The organism is Verrucomicrobia bacterium CG1_02_43_26, assembly GCA_001872735.1.
GTDB lineage: Bacteria > Verrucomicrobiota > Verrucomicrobiia > Opitutales > CG1-02-43-26 > CG1-02-43-26.
The window spans coordinates 108861-124644 of sequence record MNWT01000016.1 but is presented as its reverse complement, the minus strand read 5'-3'; the positions used below and the strand labels follow the sequence as shown (position 1 = coordinate 124644).

Annotated in this window: 18 protein-coding genes; 1 reads left to right on the top strand and 17 read right to left on the bottom strand. The window is 44.7% G+C overall.

Annotated features, from left to right (window positions below; all coding sequences use genetic code 11):
• Positions 1–9: 9 nt before the first annotated feature.
• Positions 10–1323: a hypothetical protein gene (locus AUJ82_06365; protein ID OIO59388.1), complete on the bottom strand. Its 1314-nt coding sequence runs from the start codon at positions 1321–1323 to the stop codon at positions 10–12.
• A 324-nt stretch (positions 1324–1647) separates the two neighbouring features.
• On the opposite strand from AUJ82_06365, the gene AUJ82_06360 reads away from it, so the two are divergent.
• Complete coding sequence (locus tag AUJ82_06360) at positions 1648–3726, top strand: hypothetical protein (GenBank protein OIO59387.1); 2079 nt, start codon at positions 1648–1650, stop codon at positions 3724–3726.
• Between the two features lie 77 nt (positions 3727–3803).
• Here AUJ82_06360 and AUJ82_06355 read toward each other — a convergent pair whose 3' ends face one another.
• The 16 genes from AUJ82_06355 to AUJ82_06280 form a co-directional block, all read right to left on the bottom strand.
• Positions 3804–4565, bottom strand: coding sequence for a hypothetical protein (locus AUJ82_06355; GenBank protein ID OIO59386.1), 762 nt, complete (start codon positions 4563–4565; stop codon positions 3804–3806).
• Positions 4562–4831 carry a flagellar biosynthetic protein FliQ gene (locus tag AUJ82_06350; protein OIO59385.1) on the bottom strand — a complete coding sequence of 90 codons (270 nt, stop codon included), beginning with the start codon at positions 4829–4831 and terminating at the stop codon, positions 4562–4564. Before AUJ82_06350 ends, AUJ82_06355 begins: the two co-directional genes overlap by 4 nt.
• A complete protein-coding gene (locus AUJ82_06345; protein OIO59426.1) occupies positions 4828–5478 on the bottom strand; it encodes a flagellar biosynthetic protein FliP in 651 nt (216 codons plus the stop codon). The genes AUJ82_06350 and AUJ82_06345 overlap by 4 nt, the downstream gene beginning before the upstream one ends.
• 129 nt (positions 5479–5607) lie before the next feature.
• The gene (locus AUJ82_06340; protein ID OIO59384.1) at positions 5608–6135 is read right to left on the bottom strand and encodes a hypothetical protein; all 528 of its coding nucleotides are present in this window, start codon (positions 6133–6135) and stop codon (positions 5608–5610) included.
• Positions 6132–6398 carry a flagellar motor switch protein FliN gene (locus AUJ82_06335; protein OIO59383.1) on the bottom strand — a complete coding sequence of 89 codons (267 nt, stop codon included), beginning with the start codon at positions 6396–6398 and terminating at the stop codon, positions 6132–6134. The genes AUJ82_06340 and AUJ82_06335 overlap by 4 nt, the downstream gene beginning before the upstream one ends.
• A gap of 3 nt (positions 6399–6401) precedes the next feature.
• Positions 6402–7424, bottom strand: coding sequence for a flagellar motor switch protein FliM (locus AUJ82_06330; protein OIO59382.1), 1023 nt, complete (start codon positions 7422–7424; stop codon positions 6402–6404).
• A gap of 33 nt (positions 7425–7457) precedes the next feature.
• Entirely contained in the window at positions 7458–7982 is a 525-nt protein-coding gene (locus tag AUJ82_06325) for a hypothetical protein (GenBank protein OIO59381.1), read from the bottom strand.
• A gap of 17 nt (positions 7983–7999) precedes the next feature.
• Complete coding sequence (locus tag AUJ82_06320; protein OIO59380.1) at positions 8000–9007, bottom strand: hypothetical protein; 1008 nt, start codon at positions 9005–9007, stop codon at positions 8000–8002.
• Positions 9008–9042: 35 nt separating this feature from the next.
• Positions 9043–9303, bottom strand: coding sequence for a hypothetical protein (locus AUJ82_06315; protein ID OIO59379.1), 261 nt, complete (start codon positions 9301–9303; stop codon positions 9043–9045).
• 64 nt (positions 9304–9367) lie between these two features.
• Positions 9368–9934, bottom strand: a complete 567-nt coding sequence (locus AUJ82_06310) for a hypothetical protein (protein ID OIO59378.1) — start codon at positions 9932–9934, stop codon at positions 9368–9370.
• 18 nt (positions 9935–9952) lie between these two features.
• Positions 9953–11839: a hypothetical protein gene (locus AUJ82_06305; protein OIO59377.1), complete on the bottom strand. Its 1887-nt coding sequence runs from the start codon at positions 11837–11839 to the stop codon at positions 9953–9955.
• A gap of 7 nt (positions 11840–11846) precedes the next feature.
• Positions 11847–12422, bottom strand: a complete 576-nt coding sequence (locus AUJ82_06300) for a hypothetical protein (protein OIO59376.1) — start codon at positions 12420–12422, stop codon at positions 11847–11849.
• Positions 12419–12862, bottom strand: a complete 444-nt coding sequence (locus tag AUJ82_06295; GenBank protein OIO59375.1) for a hypothetical protein — start codon at positions 12860–12862, stop codon at positions 12419–12421. Before AUJ82_06295 ends, AUJ82_06300 begins: the two co-directional genes overlap by 4 nt.
• Entirely contained in the window at positions 12859–14184 is a 1326-nt protein-coding gene (locus tag AUJ82_06290) for an EscN/YscN/HrcN family type III secretion system ATPase (GenBank protein ID OIO59374.1), read from the bottom strand. Before AUJ82_06290 ends, AUJ82_06295 begins: the two co-directional genes overlap by 4 nt.
• Complete coding sequence (locus AUJ82_06285) at positions 14184–14777, bottom strand: hypothetical protein (GenBank protein ID OIO59373.1); 594 nt, start codon at positions 14775–14777, stop codon at positions 14184–14186. The genes AUJ82_06290 and AUJ82_06285 overlap by 1 nt, the downstream gene beginning before the upstream one ends.
• On the bottom strand, positions 14749–15780 hold the full coding sequence (locus AUJ82_06280) for a flagellar motor switch protein FliG (GenBank protein OIO59372.1): 1032 nt from the start codon (positions 15778–15780) through the stop codon (positions 14749–14751). Before AUJ82_06280 ends, AUJ82_06285 begins: the two co-directional genes overlap by 29 nt.
• Between the last annotated feature and the right edge of the window lie 4 nt (positions 15781–15784).

Sequence of the window (15784 nt, the reverse complement as noted above, 5' to 3'; positions counted from 1 at the left end):
ACCTTTACTCTAATGATGAGTACTCATAATGCGAGCTAGAAAGGGATTGTCCAGTACTATCGGTAACTCTTTTAGGTGGTGAAGGGCGGTTTGCATGCTTTGCTCGCTGGCCTGATGGAGCGTGAGGAGTAGGGTGGCTGTGCCCTCTTCCGGGCCGGTGAGTTGCTTCATGGTGGCTACGCTTATGTCGTTATTGGACAGTGATTTGCAGATTTCTGCGAGGGTTCCGGTTTTGTCAGCAACGGATAGGCGTAGGTAAAACTTTTCAAAGATGTTCTCTGGGGGGCAGAGCGCTATATCACTGTTCTCCTTGCCTAGGCTGGCATCGTAGGGGTTTTTGTGGGCGCAGTGTAGGCGGGCGCAATCTATGATGTCGCTGACGACTGCGCTGGCAGTGGGATTCATGCCGGCACCACGACCGGTTAGCATTACCTTGCCGACCACGTCGCCAATGAGCGTTATGCCGTTATAGACCTCGTCTACAGAGGCTATGCTTTCGTTAATCGGCACAAAAGTGGGGCAAACAGAAGCCGATATTAGGTTCTTTTTTAAATTGGCCTCAATCTTGGCTAATAGCTTTATTTTATACCCGCATTCCCTGGCAAACCTAATGTCTAACTGGGATATATTACGTATGCCATCTATGATCATTTCTGATGGCGAGATCCACTTGCCATGAGCCAGGTAGGCTAGGATAGCAGTCTTGTGGGCGGCATCAATGCCGTCTAGATCTAAGGCTTCATCTGCCTCCACGTAGCCGAGTAGGCGAGCATCGGCGATTGTCTCCTCGAACGAAAGTGACTCACGCTCCATTCGGGTTAGGATATAGTTTGACGTGCCATTTAGGATTCCATAGATGGATGGAAAAGAGTTTGCTGCCAATCCCTCCCTGAGAACCTTTATTATAGGGATTCCTCCGGCGACGCTAGCTTCGAAAAATATGGGGGTTTCGTGTTCGTTGGCGATACGAAAGATCTCTTTTCCATGCTCACAGATGACGGCTTTGTTGGCTGTTATGATGGGTTTTTTATTTACTAATGCTTTTAGAGTCAGCTCTTTAGCTAGTTCTACGCCACCCATGAGCTCGCATACTATGTCTATATTGGGATCGTTTAGGATGTCATCGGCATTCATAGTTAGGGAATGCGCTGGAGGAGCGATCTCTCTTTTTTTATGAGGGTTGCGGACAAATATACGCTGGATCTCAATTTCGAGGCCAAAGTGCTCTAAAAACTTGGCTTTTTTGGCTTCAAGAACCTTCCAGACCCCTTGGCCAACGGTCCCAAAGCCTAGTAGGCCGATTTTAATTTTTTTAGGATCCATGGGGAAATATAACAAAATTATCTTTTATTTTGTGGAATAGTTCAAGGGTATTCTAACGATGTGAGATGAGCCAAAAACCTGTTATTTGTAGCGTTTATTGGATTATTTATTGAGTATTTATGATATCCAATTGATCTTTAATTGATAATTATTTGGTTATTTTCTGTTCATTTTTTAGCTATTTGTTCGGTATAATGGAGGCGGTTTGTTTCACCTGAAACAAACATTGGATGGGGTAGTGAAATTATGAGCAGTATTTCGTGAGGATTTGTTGAAAATGGTCTCCATATCTTGAAGTATGGAAAAATTATGCTATATTCTGCTATGAATACAAATTATTCTTCCGGTAATCGCGATGTTACCAGGCGCTCTGTTAAAAGTAACGAAAAATCATTATCAACGGATAAGTCTCATGATAACGAAGTGGATGAACTTAAAAAGAAGATAAGTTGGAATTATGAATTTAACAGTAATGTTTCTGTGAATACAGCGGGCGCTTTTTTTGCGGCAAAGGAAGGGGATTTGGAACGACTGAAATACTATATGGGGCAAGAAGGCTTTGATCTTAAGTTTGTGGGAGAAGAAACAGGAGACAGTTTGTTAATGGCAGCAGTTAAGGGAGGGGATTTGGGGTGCGTTAAACAGATAATAGCAGCATACAATAAGAAATGGATATTTGTTGACGATTTTAGGAATAAAAATGATTACACTCCATTTTTGATGGCCAGCAAGCTGGGGCACTATGACATTTTTAAGGAGCTTCTTAAAGAAGGAGCTTTATCTGACTTCACGGCAAAAACAGAAGAGGGCTATGCTGCTAGTTGGTTTACGTGTATGGCGGAGTCCGGCAATAAAGCATTCGTGCTACAAGTATTACGCGATGGCGAACCAAATATATTAGATACGTATCATGGATGCCGTGCAGGAAGTTTTATAGGCGAACTTGTGTGTAGCATTCCTGAAATAACTCTTGCGGATATAAGAGACAATATGCCCAAGGATAAGTTTGAGGTGGCATACGGAATGTTCAAGATACATTTGTTGGGCTTAATATGTGAGGCATCTGAGGGATACTTTGGGCGTTTGGTTAGGGAAGAACTGATTGGGTATTTAACATTATTTGCCGAGCGCAATAAGGACAGTGAAATTGTTAAAGATCTTATAAAGGTTATGGAAGCTCGACATGATTGGGTAACCTTTACCCAAGATAAGGATGGCAAGCCGATAAAGGTTAGGATGTTTGACAAGGAAGGATCCGGGCACCTGCAGTCTTACATTGCAGTCAAGGGAGAAAAATCCAAATTGGAAGGACGGCGGGTACGCATGGTGGTGGATCTTAATGGGCGAAATCGCTTAGCCGTAAATTTGGGAGATATAAAGAAAAAAGATAAAGGATATGTGACGGATAAGCCTGAGCTTGTTGGCAAGAACTATTCCGGAATAAACCTATTTACGGTGACAGAAATGAAGGGTGGCATACGCTTTAAAGAACAAGTTAACAATACGATTAAGAACATGAAAGATGTTGAGCCCGATATGTCATTGCTTTTTGAGCGCCAACTGAAAGACAAACGACAAGTAGTGGGTAATTGCATTTATTTTAACCAAGCTCTTGGTTTAGAGACCCTGACTGCGATTAAGCAACTAGAGAAAGAAGGCGTTTATTGGGAGAAGAGCTCAGATTACTTTGATAAGTTGGAAGATGCCATGAAAAGAAGTGATGACAAGCATTATGACTACATGGAAAAAGAAATCTCAAAATATTTCCTAGAAGATATTAGCAAACTTGGGTTCACGAAAACGAAAGATGAGTATCCTGATGCGTACAAGAGGGATAGACTGGTTTTGGCGAATTCATTATTTAAAATTTTAACCTTAGCAAGTGATGAAAAAGAAATTGGGGAGATCATTAAATTAGTACCTGAGGCAATGTTGAAAGAGCTGCTTTCATGCGTGACGCATAAGACCTACCAATTACCGTTGATACATTACCTGAAGTATAGTAATCGAGATTTGTATGACAGTTTGCAAAAAATTTTACCGAAAGAAATGATTAAAGCGTTAGCCGATGTAACGTTTGAGATCAAAAAAGATTACCTAAAAAAGGCGGTAATGGAAGCCTGTGATGATAGCCATGGCGTTCCGCGCGTTAAGGATTTGCCGATCATACTAAATATAGTGCTTGAGAATTTTAAGGATGATGATGAGTTTATTTTGTTGATGAATGAAACTATTGATCGTGTACATCTGTTTCCGGTGAAGGATGGATTGATGAGTAAAAAGACTTTGGAAAATAAGCTCATTATTGATGTTTTGATGGAAGCAACCGAGGGTAAAATTTTGGATTTTTTCAGCAAAAGTGAGCGTGGTAGGAAGTTGCTTGAAAAAGATGAACTTGAGTGATTTTAATGGCTGATCGGGAGGCACCGTTAAATAAAAATGCCAACCTGAATTCTAAGTCTGATCCTGTTTCTTTACATCTAAAACGTAATGACATCGATAATTATCCGTGGGGTAAAATCGATGATTTTGTAGAGGTATTGGGTTATTAGGCCAACGGTGAGGAAGAGGAGGGTTAGGCCGGCTAGGATTCTTACGGAAAAGCTCACCATAAAGACGTTCATTTTGGGGACGGCTTTGCCCATGATGGCGAAGGTGACGTTGATGACGAAGTTGAGGGCGATGGCGGGGGCTGCCGCTTGGGCGCCAACGAGGAAAATGAGACTGGTGGCCTTTACGAGACCTTCGACCCCGCGGAAGGCGGGGAAACCGCCGAGGACAGGGAAGTGGTAATAGCTCATGACAAAGTTATGAAGCGTTTGGTAATGGACACCTGTTATGAAGAAAAGGATCGCTGTCATGTAGAACAGAGCGGTGCTGATGACAGTTGAACGGGTTTGCGCGATGGGATCGAAGTTCGAGCTCATGGAGAGGCCGATTTCCGTGGAGATGACGGAGCCGGCGAATTCTGCTACCCAGAAGGCTATGCGGGCACCAAAACCCATGAGTGTGCCGAAGAGAAATTCCTTTGCGAAGATTAAGAAGAGCCCTAGGACGTGGGAAGGGATCGGGGTGGTTTCGTTAATCTTGGGATAGATGAGGATTGCAAATGTGATTGCTAGGGCGAAACGAACCGGTAGCGGGATGATTTTTCCGGAAAAATAGGGAATCATCATCAGGAAGCCCGCGGTACGCCCGAGGACGAAGAAACCAATAATGATATCCGTTAAGGGAAAAGTCATCGTGCCATTTCAGGGAGTTTTTGTATAAAAGTGATGGTAAACTCCATGAGCGTGCGGATCATCCAGTGAGCGGAGGCGATGAGGACGAAGCAGACGGCTAGTAGCTTAGGGACAAATGTTAGGGTTTGTTCCTGGATACTTGTAATGGATTGTAGCAAGCTGATGAGCACGCCTACGCTGATGGCGGTTGCCATGAGAGGGGCGATGAGGGTTATGGAAGTGAGGATAAGCGTCCTCAAGATATCAACTGAGGATTCAATGGTCATAATCGGAAGCTTTCGACGAGGGAACGTACCACAAGGTACCAACCATCTACGAGAACGAATAGGAGTATTTTAAAAGGCAAAGATATAATAGCGGGGGGCATCATCATCATACCCATGGCCATGAGCGTTGACGCGACGAGGAAGTCTATGATAAGGAAAGGAACAAATATCATAAAACCCATTTGAAAAGCGGTACGAAGCTCACTCATGATGAAAGCCGGTATAACAACGCGCATGGGGAGGTCTGACGGTAAGGTTGAGCCCATACTGGCCAGGCCGAGAAAGAATTCGATATCGGATTCTCGCGTTTGCTTTAACATGAAACCCTTGAGGTGGGCGGAGCCATTATCGAAAGCCTGTGTGGACGTTATCTTTTTATCCATATAAGGCTGAACGGCCTCGCTGTAGACGCGTTCCCAGATGGGAGCCATGAGGAAGAATGTGAGAAAGAGCGCTAGCCCGATAATGATTTGGTTTGCGGGGGCAGATTGGACACCGAGAGCGTTACGGACGAAACCCAGGACGATGACGATACGCGTGAAGCTTGTCATCAACATAATGATAGACGGTGCCAGGGTGAGCAACGTCATGAAGAAAAGCAATTGGATGGCGACACTGAGGTCACCCGGGCTATCGAGACCGCTAATATCTAATCGGAATGTGGGCTGAGCGGGGGCAGCTTGAGCGAACGCAGGCGTAAGCGCTGCCGAAAAGAAGAAGAAGCCTAAAGTAAGGAGGAGAGGGGTATATTTAAAAGGTTTCAAAGAGGTACGACTTTATGACGAACTTGAAGATTCTTTTTGGGAAAGATCCTCATCAAATTCGGAACTTAGGATAGATAAATTTTTGATCATGCCAGGGCCGACGCCGAGGAGGAATTTTTTTTGACCATATTCGACGACAACGAGAAACTGTTTATTGCCGAGAACACGTGTTTCCGAGATAATGAGCTTGCTACCCTGTTTTTTATTTCTAAAAGGAAAGCTGCTCTTTCGGGAGATATAGATAACTAATAAGCCGATGAAAGCGATTAGCCCTAGGTAGAGGAAAATCTGGCCGATGAGGCCGGAAGTATTCACCATTTCGGCGGACGAAGGAGGGCTTTGCGGTGAAGGGAAATAAGACGGCGGTGTTACAACGGCAGTATCAACCACTATTTCGGGTTTGGCACCTTGTGCCTGCTCAACTATAGTTTGTTCAATGACCTCTTGGGGAAGAGTATTGTCCTTAGAAGCGACTGATTCTCCAACGGCGAGATGGAGCGGGGTGAGGATTATGATTGCGAGTAACGATATACATTTCACTTGGTACTGTCTCCGACTAATTCAGTTATTTTAATGCCAAAGTTATCTTCTACCACAACAACCTCACCATAGGCAACAAGCTTTTGGTTAACATAGAGGCCTACTGGGTCTTTTGTTTTTTGGCGTAACTGAATGACGGCACCGGGACAAAGCTCAACAATTTCTCGCATAGGCAGTTCGCAAGAGCCGAGTTGTACGGTTGCTTTTACCCTTACATCTAAAACGATTTCGAGATTTTTGGTATCAATTGTAGGTGTTTCCATAATTTATTTTTCCCCTATATGTTTACGAGTTATTTTAACGGCATTATGATCCGAGTCTATACCGGCCTCGCCGATGAAACAGACGGTATTCATGAGACGGATACGGGTATTGCGTAAAGCGTTTTCCGGCATTTCAAGGATGTCACCCGGCCTGAGGTTTAAGAGATCACGCACTTGGATTTCGAAAGGCTCCCATTCGGCGGAGACAGGTACGGTGATGTTGTCGTAGCTTTTTGTCCACGCGGGCTTAGTTTTGTCCGCCTGTTTACCCTGGTTAAATTTGAGACTATTGGCGTGCATTGTTTTTATGATCGGCTCGATCATAAAGTAAGGGAAGCACAGCTGCATGGTTTCGGAGCAATCGCCCAGGGAGACTTCGATATCGAGGATGAGTACTATGGCGTCCGGGGAAGCAGTGTTAAGGAAACGACCACTATTTTCCTGACCCGCGATAATGGGCTCCATGCCCGTATACTCTGTCCACTGGCGGCACCATTCGAAAAGGATGATATAAATAACATCCTCCATGAGGGTGATTTCGATTTCGGTGAGGTAGCGTTCATCCTTAATAGAGTGGCCCCTGCCACCGAGCATGCGGTTTATGAACGTCATGGCCAAACGCGGGTTCACATCCATAACGCCGATTCCCTCGAGTTTATCGATTTGGAAAAGGCTGATGAACGTGGGGTTTGGGATGGCTTCTGTAAACTTTTGGTAAGTGGTGGTGTAAAGCTTGGACATTTTTAGCTGGGTATCCAAGCGAAGAAACATAGAGAGACGAGCGGATAAGTAGTGGACGAATTTTTCGTGCCGAATACGGATTTGCCGGAGCTCTGTTTCGGTTAAGAAAACGGGATTACGAAAGTCGTAGGCCTCGATGTTAATTTTCTCATCGGAACCGAATTTTTCACCCTCGAGATTGTAAACGATACCACTGGGGGTGCCTTGGGCATCCTCCATGAGACGATCAATATCGGATTGATTAAGGATTTCTGAAAAATCATCTCCAGAATCTTCCGCGCTCATAATGTGTGTGGGGTAGAGATTAGTGGGTAGCGTTTATTGAACAACGAATTCAGAGAAGTAGAGATTCTGAATGAGTTCTTGGTTTAATTTTGTTTCGAAGACGCTTAAGAGATTGCTACGAATTTTATTTTGGATGCCAGGCTCTTCGAGGTCAGTAAGCGTTAAAGAAGAGAGGAGGGTGATGGTGGCATCGATCAATTTAGCCTTATTGGACTCGATGACATCCTTGAAATTGGCGGCTCTACCCTCCACGGTAAAACTGACCTTAACGTAACGAGCCTGGAGTGTACCGGATATGTTTGCTACGATGTTATCAAATTTATATTTCTGAGGAGGACCTACCGGAATTTCCTGACCCTCGTGGCCGGCGGACTGGGTAGACTCCGTTGTTTTTAAATGCTTCTGGATTGTGGGGATCGTGATGAACTTTGTTGTTAAGATGGACACCAAAGGCACGAGGACAATGAGAACGATCAAAGGCACCCAGGGGTTCTGCGAGGCTCCCCCCTGGGATTGTTTATCGTTGGGCAAATCTTCTATTTTATCTTCATCAGCCATAATGATGGATCATGACATTATCGTTTGAGATTTACAAGCTCTTGTAATATTTGGTCTGCAGTTCTTACTAAAGTAGCCCCTGCTTGGTAATATCTTTGGTCTACGATTAATTTAGAGAAAGATTCTGTTAAATTAACGTTAGAGCTTTCCAGACTGTACTGCCTGATGATACCTAATTTACCGGAATTAGCCCGGCTTAAGTTAACATCAAACGGTGAAGCCCCGGCTGCGGCAAGACCGGAGTACAAGTTGTCCCCCTGCTTGGTGAGCGCTTGTTCATCGCTGACCTGAACGAGCAGAATGGACCCCTTGGTGAAAGAATCATTATTACTGAGCTGCATGACAACATCGCCGGCATTATTGATACTGTAACCCGTAAACGTGGGGGCAGCTCGGTTGATATCACCATCGGCAAAGGTTGAAAATGTACCAACCTTATTAATACCACTACCAACAGCGAGGTTATAGTCCACATTAAGGTCGCCAATAGTAGGTGCTGAAGGCGTTCCGGAAGGGGTGACCTTGGTGAAAACAAGCTGACCACTTACCTCTGAGACGTTATAAGTGGGGTAGAAAGCGGGATCATTTACCGCACCCTGGAGACGGAAACCCTGTTGTTGGGTGACGAGGTAACCTCTATCATCCTCACGAAAAGTACCGGCTCTAGAGATGTAGTCTACGGAGTTGATACTATCCTTTACCTTAAAGAAACCGCCCCCCTCGATAGCCAAGTGAGAACGAACCCCTGTTTTTTCAATAGGGCCTTGAGAGAAGTCGTTCACGACACCCTGAATTTGCACACCCAAGCCGATTTGGTTAGACGGTGAATTGGAGCCGGGCTTATTACCGCCCGGTGAAGGGGCCGCGGCGTTAAGCGTGTTACTGAACGTGTCTGCGGTTAGAACCATGGTGCGTTTGTAGCCTACGGTTTCGACATTTGCGATGTCGTTACCGGTAGCCTCCACGCGTTTGGATGCCGCATCGATTGTGCTTACACCACTTTGTAATAGATTACTGAGAGCCATCTCGTGCCTTTCGTTGTGTTGTTGTTAAAAAGAGCTTAATTTAAGCTAGGGTTGTTATCGTTATCCTCCTCGAGTTCGAGAAGGAGTTGGGTTCCGTCTTCAAAATCTTCATCGCCATCGAGGTGGATAATGATATCGCTACCCGCTTTGTAGCAGATGACATCGCCATCGAGCTCAAAGATAGCGTATCCTGGATCAAACAAGTCGAATAATAGAATTTCCGGTTCATGAGTTGCTTGAGTTTTTTTATTTTTCCCCGTGGTCGTTTTTTTTGTTGTTTTTTTGCGTGCGTTCATCCTTATCCCCTGGTTAGTTGTTTTGCCTTATTGGTGGTTTTTAAAAGTAAATTGTGAGACGAGTCTAACCGGTCGCAGTTGTTTCCGTTGTTGTTTCGGTAGCGGTATCACTTGTTGAAGCGGTATCTGTTGTATTGGTAGGTGTGGTTGTAGTAGCAGTAGGGGTAGTCGAAGGGGTAGTTGTTTTTGCTACCGATGTGGACGATACGGGTAGGCGTACGTCCTGGACCTGGTCGAGGGTGAATAGGCCTTGACCATCAATTGAGATCTTCATGCTGCCACCGGATTCTTTGACCCCCGTTACCATGCCGGTTATTCCAGGAGAGACCGTGCCGGTAACCGAATCCACCTTATCCTTCAATGTAACCTCTTTACCGAAGTAAGAGAAAGCCTTCATGGTATCGCGCATAGAGCTGGTTTGCTCGAGGTTACTAAACGTAGCCATTTGGGCGATGAATTCCTGGTTATTTACCGGTTCCATGGGGTTTTGGTTACTGAGCTGAACGGTTAAAAGTTTGATGAAGTCTGCTTGACTCAGGGATTTTTTAATATCCCTGTTAGCGAGGAAAGAAGGGTCTTGAAGACTACCTGTGATTGTGTTTGCGGAAGGGATAGCTGATACGTCTGCCATAATAGTGAGTTTTTTTAATTAAGCCTGGTGATAGACCTTGCGATTGGTGAGGGGATTTACTGAAGACTCAAAGTCATTTGCAACGAATTCAGGGGTACTTAATTGAATGCCCCGTTCGCTAGAAGCCTTAGCAAGCTCTGACCAACCATTAAGGATGGAATTCTTGAGGTTGGAGTCATTAGATTGGAAACGTATTGAAACGTTGTTGTTAGTTAGTTTTAAATGTAAAGAGATCTCTTCTCCCTCAGGCATGGCTAGTGAGACCCGCATCCAACCCTTATCTGATTTTCTTAAACGATCGATCTGTTGCATGATTGCCGGGATGATTTCAGCCTGTTGGGTATTTGCGATTGATTTGGGTTCAAAAATTTGTTGGATCGCCTGGCTTGTTTTTGCTTTGCCGACACTGTTTAAAATAAGAGCATTTTTGATATAATCCTCCTGCATTTTTTCACGAGACTGCTCTTTATTATTTTGCCGTGCATCTGAGCCCATGTTCATGTGTGATTGTTGAGAATTATGTTTTAAATCTGCCAGCAAACTAGAAGAATCCACGAGTGAGCTTCTGGGAGTATTTGTTTCTGTAGGTGTGTGAGACATGTGTGCAACGAATCCGTTTCGAAGGTGTAATTTATCCTTACTTTGAGCATGATCCGTGCCAGGGTGAACATTTTCTAAGTTTGAGGTCCATTTTTGTGTGAGATTGCGTAAATTAGCTTCCAGCGACTTCTCTAACGTGAATTCCGTTTTTATGAAATTGGAAGTAGAACGCTCTGCTTGGGATCTTTCGGTTAAAAAACCCTTGAGCTGTACCTCATCGTTTACCCTTAGTTGAGGAGCAGCCGGTTTTTCCGACCTGTTCTTTGCGATGCTTTTAGGAGTTAACGTATTTTCGTGTGCGTTTAACGAATTGTTAGAAAGCGCTTTTTCAAACTCCTGTACATTTGGTTTATTTGACTTAACCTCCCGTGCAATAGACTTTGAGTTGTCAGCAAGAAGGGTATTATTTGCGACCAGAGCATTTTGGCTAGCCAGCTGATTATCTATATTTGTATTGGCTTCCTTTGCTTTGGCATGCTCCTGTTTTACGAGTGATGCGCGATTCGAAGCCGGTTGCTTGGTATCGGATGAAATGTTGGAAGCATCCGTCTTTACTTCCCTGTTTACTAGAGGAGTGGTCGGTTGTTTTTCGGTTGAGGCTGCTGGTGCCTTATGCTGAGCGTTAGCGATTAGCTTTTCGACCCCTCTATCGGCCTTGGCTGATGGGATAGAAGCCTCCTTGCTGGCTACTTTGCCATCTGGCTTAGTTTGTTCCTGGACCTTTGCATGCTTTTCGGTGAGTTTTTTGAGCTTATGCGCGATTTTGTTTGGCAGATCAATTCTTCCAAACGCCTTACTATTTTCGAGCAATTTTTCGTTTGTTGTTACCGGGTTATTATTTTTAGCTAGCTCAATTTTTTTCATTAAAGCCTGTGGGGCGTTACCTAAAATGTGTTGAATCTTACTGTTCGTGACGGCTTCTTGAGGGTTCTTGTTGAGTGCAGACGCTTCCTTAATTTGCTTTTCGGATGATCCTGAAAGAAGAGCGGCATCAGACTTCTTAAGCACGATGCTTTGTAGAGGCTTCTTTTTGATTACAGCTTGCTCAGGTTCATTCGATTTTGGCGCATCCGCCTTATCCTCTTTTTTATCCTCAATCTCCTTAGGCTTTGATTTTGCCTCCGCGGGCGTTTTCTGAAGTATTCTATCATTTTTTGCAAAATCATTTAAACGATCCTCAAACGTTTTGCCACCTGTGAGATCATTTTTAAATTCACGAAAATCCTTCAGACTCTCCTTATTAAAAAAATCGGTGGACGTGGAAGGCTCGATTAACTTGATCTTGATTAAAGATTCTTGATTCATAATGGTTTTAACGGGTTTTTTGTTTGAGGCGCATTAATTTGGTGAGATTAGCGACACGCTTGGAGTCGCCCTTAGCAGTCATGTTTGAAAAGATAGCTCCGATGACATCCGAGCTCATGTAAGATAAAATTTTTACCACGAAAACATCATCCATTTCCTTAAACACCTGCACGGCGGAATCCGGCTTTAACGTTGAGTAAGTTTGGGCAAGTTCCTTTAGGTTTTTTTCTTCACTCGCCTCTATTTCGACAATATCACTTGAAAGCTCATTTCTGAAAGTGACGATATTCTGCCTGAGCTCGGTGAGCTCCTGCTTTTCGGATTTTAGCCGCTCCTCCATTTCACGAATACTTTGCTCACGTTCCGCTATTTCTGTACGCTCGCCATTTAGACTAGAAACCAACTTTTCAATTTCACTGGAGCGAAAACTCCAAAACGTAGTTGCATCGCCCGGGTTTGCTAATTGACTGTCCCTTATGGGCGGAATGTTTACCGCGAACATGTACAACATGGTTTCACTTGTTGTAAAAGCGATAGCCAGAGCGATTGACCCCAGGACCCAGTATGAATTCAGTATTTTCATGAGTTATAAGCGTGTCTAGAGTTGATGATATCCTCGATTTCACGTTCTTCCTTTTTTGCTTCGAGGGCGGTATGTTTTTGTAATTGGTTTTCCTTTAGTTTTAAAAGCGTGTCCACCTTTTGCTTTAGTTTAAGGAAGTACTGAAAAGCTTTTTTCTCCTCATCCTGCGCATTAGAGATTGTTTGATTAATGTTACTGATTTGGGCGATGGTATCCTGGATAATCAGCGAAAAGTTCTTTTCATAAAAGGCGTAGAAGCGTTCTGTCTCGCCCTTTTCCAGATTATTAATTTGCCCCTGAAGAGCGATTTGCAAGTTGCGCTTGATTTCCTGAAGCCGCTGGCGCTTTTGTAAAAAACGCTGATACTTTGCAAATGCCTTTTGGGCATGGAATTCCCGGAGCGTTAAGACGGAGTGGAGCCTGAATTTAAATTTTTTCATGATATGGATTTTAGCAACTGCTCGAAACTGCTTTGCCGTTGCGCGAGCTCTTCGATCGGTTGTTGTAAAAATTGAGTGATGGAGTCGTGTTTATTAATAGCCTCATCCAGCTTTTTATTACTGCCCCTTTCATAGGCACCAATGGTGATTAAGTCTTCATGCTTATTATAGGTAGATAAGAGATCCCGTGCTTTGGAAATGATAGCTAACTCCTGTGGCGAACAAACCGCGCGAGTAAGACGACTGATACTTTCCAGTACATCTACTGCGGGAAAGTGGTTTGCGGCGGCTAGCGCGCGACTGAGAACGATGTGCCCGTCCAGAATACCCCGAACGGCATCCGCGATCGGCTCATTCATGTCATCCCCCTCAACCAAGATCGTATATAAAGCAGTAATAGAACCCCTTTCACCCATACCCGAACGCTCAAGCAATTTAGGTAATAAAGAAAAGACAGAAGGCGTGTAGCCACGCGTTGCAGGCGGCTCACCAACGGCAAGGCCAATTTCTCTTTGAGCCATTGCGAGACGAGTAACGGAGTCCATTAAAAAAAGAACTTTTTTATCCTGATCTCTGAAATATTCCGCGATACGAGTAGCGAGCATGGCAGCCCTTATTCTGAGCGGAGCAGGTTGATCCGATGTGGATACGATGACAACGGATCGGGCAAGACCCTCCTCGCCCAAATCGTTATCAATAAATTCTCTTAACTCACGACCCCGTTCTCCAACGAGCGCGATTACGTTTATATCTGCCTTAGAGCCCCTGGAGATCATACCAAGGAGAGTGGATTTACCCACACCACTGCCTGCGAAAATACCCACGCGTTGGCCCTCGCCCAGCGGAGTGAATGTATCGATAGACTTGATACCGGTTTGAAAAGGATCATGGATTTTTTGCCGTGCCATCGGGTTTAACGGTTTTTGACGCAAACCCGCGCTAGACCATTCGGACATGAGCTTACCCTTGCCATCGATGGGATTACCCAAGCCATCTAATATTCTTCCAATCAGGGAGGGTCCAACCGGTACGTTTCTGCTTTGCGCCCAAGAGACCACGGTACAGCCCGAATGTATATCATGTAATTCGGTAAGCGGCATGAGTAAGACATGGTTATGCCGGAAGCCGACTACCTCCGCAGTGCCTTCAAGTGCTTTTCTATGTGAGTAGATTTCGACAACATCGCCTATGGAGACCTCCGGGCCCTCGGACTCTATGATCAAGCCCGTGACCTGTACCACACGGCCAATTTTTTCAATCGGCTGGGTGTTTTTGATACGGCTCTCAATCCAATTAAGGTTATCTGCTACACTAAGATCCATTATCCAATCATTTCATGCTCAATTCGCTCGAGCTTTCTATTGATTGTAGCATTAATCTTGCCAAATTTGCTTTCGACTAAACAGTCACCGCATTTTAGCGCGGGATCTTCCTTGAAATTGAGATTGGGATACATATCCGTTAAATTTGCGGAAAACCTATCCAAGATGGCAAACGCATCCGGGCTAAGTGCTACCTCGATTTTATCCGCATTGGGTGAAATTTCGTGCAGTGCTTCGCGCACGATTTCCTCTACCTCCTCCGGTTTCAGTTCCAGGCCACCCCATACCCTGCGAACCATTTCAATGACAAGGAAAGGAAGACGCCCGCTTACATTGCTAAGGACCGTTGCGAATTGTTTTTGTATATCGTTTAACACCTTGTTCTGGAGGATGCTGACATCGTTATGCATTTCCGCGATCTGCTGGTTGAGAGACGCGGTTGTTTCAGAGACACCCCTGCGGTAAGCTTCGTCTGCCCGTTTTTCCGCGACCTTCAACGGTACAGGCGGAAGCGCATGCGATACGAATTTCACGCTTCGTATGGGCTCTGAAAGAACTATTTTTTTATACAACGACATTGCCTCCGGAATCATCGAGTGTTATTTCGCCCTCTTCTTCAAGACGCCTTAAGACCTGTATGATACGATCCTGAGCGGCATCCACATCTTTGAGACGAACTGCGCCGAGCATTTCCATTTCCTCTTTGATGCTTTCTGCGGCACGCTTGGAGACGGATTTGAAAATAGCGTCTTGCAGTAACATGTGAGCAGATTTCATTGCGAGAACCAAATCGCTCATCTCGATTTCTCTTGTGACGCGCTGCAAGTCGACAGGATCCAGACGTACCAAATCGTCGAAACTGAACATCTTCTTTCGGATAGCGGCACCCAGAGAAGGATTTTTGTCCTCCAGCTTTGAAAGAATACTTTTCGAAACCTCTTTGCCCAAAAAGTTGAGAACATCCGCAACAACACGAACACCACCGCTTTTGTGAACCGTGTATTTTTCCGCGCTTGCGATGTGAGGTTTGAGTGCTTGAACAATTTTTGCCACCATTTCCAGAGGAGCGCTATCCATAGTACCAATGCATTCTGCGACGTTGTCTCGATGCTCCTTCGGTAATAATTCCAGAACCTCGGCTGCTTTTTGTGTGTCCAAGTGAGAGATTAAAAAAGCGATTGTTTGGCTTTGTTCCTCTGCCATTAAATTATAAATTTGACGAGGCTCCATGGAGCTCATGTCCTGAATCAAGTCTGAAACACTGCCACCCGGCAAAATTCTTTCCAAAATATTGGAAGCCTTGTGGTCACCCTGAGACATTTCGAGAGCCTCTTGAGCGAATTTTGTACCCCCGAGAACAGACCCTACGGATTGACCCAGAATGCTGGCAAACTCCTCAAGCACCTGATCCTTGAGCTCTTGATCAACAATATTGATATGGGAAATTTCACGACAAAGCGTTTCCACGTTATTATCATCAAACGTGCGCAACATGGTAGCCGCGGCCTTTGGGCCAATGGCTATCAAGAAGACAGACAGTTTTTGAATCTTGGATAACTGGGCGTAATTGACTTCCTGGTAATTGATGTGGGCCATGGTT

Bases quoted from the DNA above. Each gene is read 5' to 3' on its own strand.
- AUJ82_06365 (OIO59388.1), bottom strand. From the start codon at position 1,323: ATGGATCCTAAAAAAATTAAAATCGGCCTACTAGGCTTTGGGACCGTT.
- AUJ82_06360 (OIO59387.1), top strand. From the start codon at position 1,648: ATGAATACAAATTATTCTTCCGGTAATCGCGATGTTACCAGGCGCTCT.
- AUJ82_06355 (OIO59386.1), bottom strand. From the start codon at position 4,565: ATGACTTTTCCCTTAACGGATATCATTATTGGTTTCTTCGTCCTCGGG.
- AUJ82_06350 (OIO59385.1), bottom strand. From the start codon at position 4,831: ATGACCATTGAATCCTCAGTTGATATCTTGAGGACGCTTATCCTCACT.
- AUJ82_06335 (OIO59383.1), bottom strand. From the start codon at position 6,398: ATGGAAACACCTACAATTGATACCAAAAATCTCGAAATCGTTTTAGAT.
- AUJ82_06330 (OIO59382.1), bottom strand. From the start codon at position 7,424: ATGAGCGCGGAAGATTCTGGAGATGATTTTTCAGAAATCCTTAATCAA.
- AUJ82_06325 (OIO59381.1), bottom strand. From the start codon at position 7,982: ATGGCTGATGAAGATAAAATAGAAGATTTGCCCAACGATAAACAATCC.
- AUJ82_06320 (OIO59380.1), bottom strand. From the start codon at position 9,007: ATGGCTCTCAGTAATCTATTACAAAGTGGTGTAAGCACAATCGATGCG.
- AUJ82_06315 (OIO59379.1), bottom strand. From the start codon at position 9,303: ATGAACGCACGCAAAAAAACAACAAAAAAAACGACCACGGGGAAAAAT.
- AUJ82_06310 (OIO59378.1), bottom strand. From the start codon at position 9,934: ATGGCAGACGTATCAGCTATCCCTTCCGCAAACACAATCACAGGTAGT.
- AUJ82_06305 (OIO59377.1), bottom strand. From the start codon at position 11,839: ATGAATCAAGAATCTTTAATCAAGATCAAGTTAATCGAGCCTTCCACG.
- AUJ82_06300 (OIO59376.1), bottom strand. From the start codon at position 12,422: ATGAAAATACTGAATTCATACTGGGTCCTGGGGTCAATCGCTCTGGCT.
- AUJ82_06295 (OIO59375.1), bottom strand. From the start codon at position 12,862: ATGAAAAAATTTAAATTCAGGCTCCACTCCGTCTTAACGCTCCGGGAA.
- AUJ82_06290 (OIO59374.1), bottom strand. From the start codon at position 14,184: ATGGATCTTAGTGTAGCAGATAACCTTAATTGGATTGAGAGCCGTATC.
- AUJ82_06285 (OIO59373.1), bottom strand. From the start codon at position 14,777: ATGATTCCGGAGGCAATGTCGTTGTATAAAAAAATAGTTCTTTCAGAG.
- AUJ82_06280 (OIO59372.1), bottom strand. From the start codon at position 15,780: ATGGCCCACATCAATTACCAGGAAGTCAATTACGCCCAGTTATCCAAG.